We start from the raw sequence: 2,556 nt of genomic DNA, 5'->3' as shown, positions 1-2,556 counted from the left end.
CACCTGCACGGAGAGGAACTCCTTGGGGTCCATCGAGACGACCTGAATCGTGGCATCGTCGGCAAGGTCGCCGATGAGCTCGTCGTGGTGCTTGGCGATGAGCTCATCGAAGCGCGTGCCGTCGAACGGGCCGCCCTCGACCGAGGTACAGACGTCGGGGTGGGCCGAGACGTCAAATGCCTCGCCATTGTTGACGTCGCCGCCATGCTCGAGGCCGCGAGCCTCGGAGATGCGGGTTCCGCCCCAGATGGGGGAGATGTAGGTGGGCTTGAGCAGAATGGGACCCATGCCGCTTCCTTTCCTCTAGTGCCGGCGCGCGCTCGTCAGCACTAACGACCTAACAAAAAGCGGCCACCGCCAAGGCGATGGCCGCAGGCACAACTCTACAGCTCGATGGACTCGATGCCTTGCTCCTCGAAGCGGCGGCGCAGCTCGTCGATGATCGGCATGCCCGCGCTGCAGCCGATGCGCGAGGCGCCCGCGCGCACCATGTCGAGGAAGGTGTCGGCGTCACGGATGCCGCCGGCGGCCTTGACCTGCACCTTGTCGCCGCAGTGGGCCTTCATGAGCTCGACGTCGTGGACAGTGGCGCCGCCGGTGGAGAAGCCGGTGCTTGTCTTGATGAACGTGGGCTCGACCTCCTTGGCGATCTCGGCGAGCTTGACCTTCTCGTCATCGTTGAGCAGGCAGTTCTCGAAGATCACCTTGCAGGGAATGGCCTCCTCGCGGCCCTCGCTGGCCTCGCGGCACACGGCCACGATCTGCGTCATCTCGTCGGTGATGTAGTCCCAGTTGCCGGCCTTGACCTGGGTGAGGTTCACCACATAGTCAATCTCGGAGGCGCCGTTCTCGATGGCGTCCTTGGTCTCGAAGACCTTGGCGGCAATGGAGGTCTGGCCGAGGGGGAAGGCAATGGCGGCACCCGTGTGGATGTCGGTGCCGGCAAGCTGCTCGGAGCAGAACTTGGACTGGACCTGGTTGATGGCAACCATCTTGAAGTGATAGCGCTTGGCCTCATCGCACAGCTTGGCCATGTCGGCCTCGGTGGCATCGGGGTGCAGGTTGGTGTGGTCAATGAGGCGAGAGAGGTCGTCGAGCGTGTAGGTTGCCATCTGGTGCTCCTTTCCGAGCCCGTCTCTGGGCCCGAATCAGGCCGCTGTTGCGCGGCGATATGACGCGCCACCACCTAAGTATGCGCGCTTCGTGCTTCGCGTAAAGGATACCTCTAATGAGCTTACAATTCATATGACAAAGGCAAAAAGTAAGAACAAATGAGCCAATTTGACCAAAATAAGTACCGTCAAACCAGAAAAATCGACCGTTCAGGGAAGACAATACATATCTGCATATATGGACGAAAGGTGAATATGTATTCTTCAGGTCAGGACAAGTCGAAAGGATATCGATGAATATCTTGCTTACATCTCACGGCTCCCTCTGCACCGGCATGCTCGATGCGTTCCAGATGTTTGCCTCGGGCGCCACGCACGTCAGCGCGGTGAACCTCACCGACACTGGTATCGATGACTTTCGCGAGCGCCTGGTCGCACGCGTCAACGAGCTTCTCTCTCAGGGCGACCTGCTGATCCTCGCGGATCTCGCGGGTGGCACGCCCTTCAACGAGTCCTATGCCCTGTTCCTCAACAACCCCGAGCACATCAGGCTCGTCGCTGGTGCCAATTTCCCGATGCTTCTGGAGGCCGGCGTGCTTGCGATGAGCTCTGATGACCTGGAGGCGGTTACCGCGGCCGCCCTCACGGCAGGTTCTGCTGGCGTTACTGCTGCGGAGATGCCCGCAGACAGCTCGGACGACGAGGACGATCTGTTCTAGCCGGCGGGGAGGGGCTGGCGCAAGCCGAAGGGGAGCCCCTCCCAACCGCGCCCACATGGGCGCCACTCAGGTATCCCGGGGCACGTGCCCCGAGCAATAACAATCTGCATTTGGGAGGAACCTACTATGGCAATCACTCTCGCCCGCGTCGACGACCGCGTTATCCACGGTCAGACCATGACCCGCTGGGTCGCCAAGAAGCCGGCCGACTCGATCATCGTCATCAGCGACAAGGTCGCCAAGGACGAGCTCCGCAAGAAGGTTCTAAAGGCTGCCGCCGCCAACCTCAAGCTCGGCATTTATGACGTCGAGCAGGGCGTCAAGGCCCTCGAGAAGGTTCACGCCTCCAACAAGAACTTCTACATCATCTCCGACTCCACCACCGGCTTTGCCGACATCGTTCGCCACGGCGGCGACTTTGGCAAGGTCCTCAACATCGGCAACCTCAACGGCGCCCGCCCCAACACCAAGCCCATGGGCAACGCCGTGTGCCTCAACGACGACGACGTCGTGGCGCTCGACTACCTCGAGGAGCAGGGTGTCGATGTCCAGTTCCAGCTCATCCCTGATGACAAGCCCATCAGCTGGCCCAACATGAAGGCCAAGTACCAGTCCGCTTAGCGATTGCGCCTGGCGCGCCCATTGGGGACGGACGCGCACAAACAGGCTTCAGTCAGCAAAGAAGCTCGCTTGTATAGCGAGCAAAGCCGGCCGCGAGCCGGAAT

Annotated in this window: 4 protein-coding genes; 2 read left to right on the top strand and 2 right to left on the bottom strand. The window is 61.1% G+C overall.

The genetic code is table 11. The annotated features are described in order from the left end of the window. Together AC1VTH_RS07805 and deoC are read right to left on the bottom strand one after the other, a co-directional pair. Positions 1-288 (bottom strand): hypothetical protein (locus tag AC1VTH_RS07805; RefSeq protein ID WP_481335582.1); only part of this gene is annotated, 288 nt, incomplete at its 3' end. Positions 289-383: 95 nt separating this feature from the next. Further along, positions 384-1,112, bottom strand: a complete 729-nt coding sequence (gene deoC / locus AC1VTH_RS07800) for a deoxyribose-phosphate aldolase (protein ID WP_481335580.1) — start codon at positions 1,110-1,112, stop codon at positions 384-386. 293 nt (positions 1,113-1,405) lie between these two features. On the opposite strand from deoC, the gene AC1VTH_RS07795 reads away from it, so the two are divergent. Together AC1VTH_RS07795 and AC1VTH_RS07790 are read left to right on the top strand one after the other, a co-directional pair. Further along, positions 1,406-1,831, top strand: coding sequence for a PTS sugar transporter subunit IIA (locus AC1VTH_RS07795; protein ID WP_481335578.1), 426 nt, complete (start codon positions 1,406-1,408; stop codon positions 1,829-1,831). A gap of 126 nt (positions 1,832-1,957) precedes the next feature. Further along, positions 1,958-2,452, top strand: a complete 495-nt coding sequence (locus AC1VTH_RS07790; protein ID WP_481335576.1) for a PTS sugar transporter subunit IIB — start codon at positions 1,958-1,960, stop codon at positions 2,450-2,452. The last annotated feature ends 104 nt before the right edge of the window (positions 2,453-2,556 follow it).

Source organism: Parolsenella sp., assembly GCF_982402205.1.
This window is presented reverse-complemented; position numbering and strand designations above follow the sequence as displayed.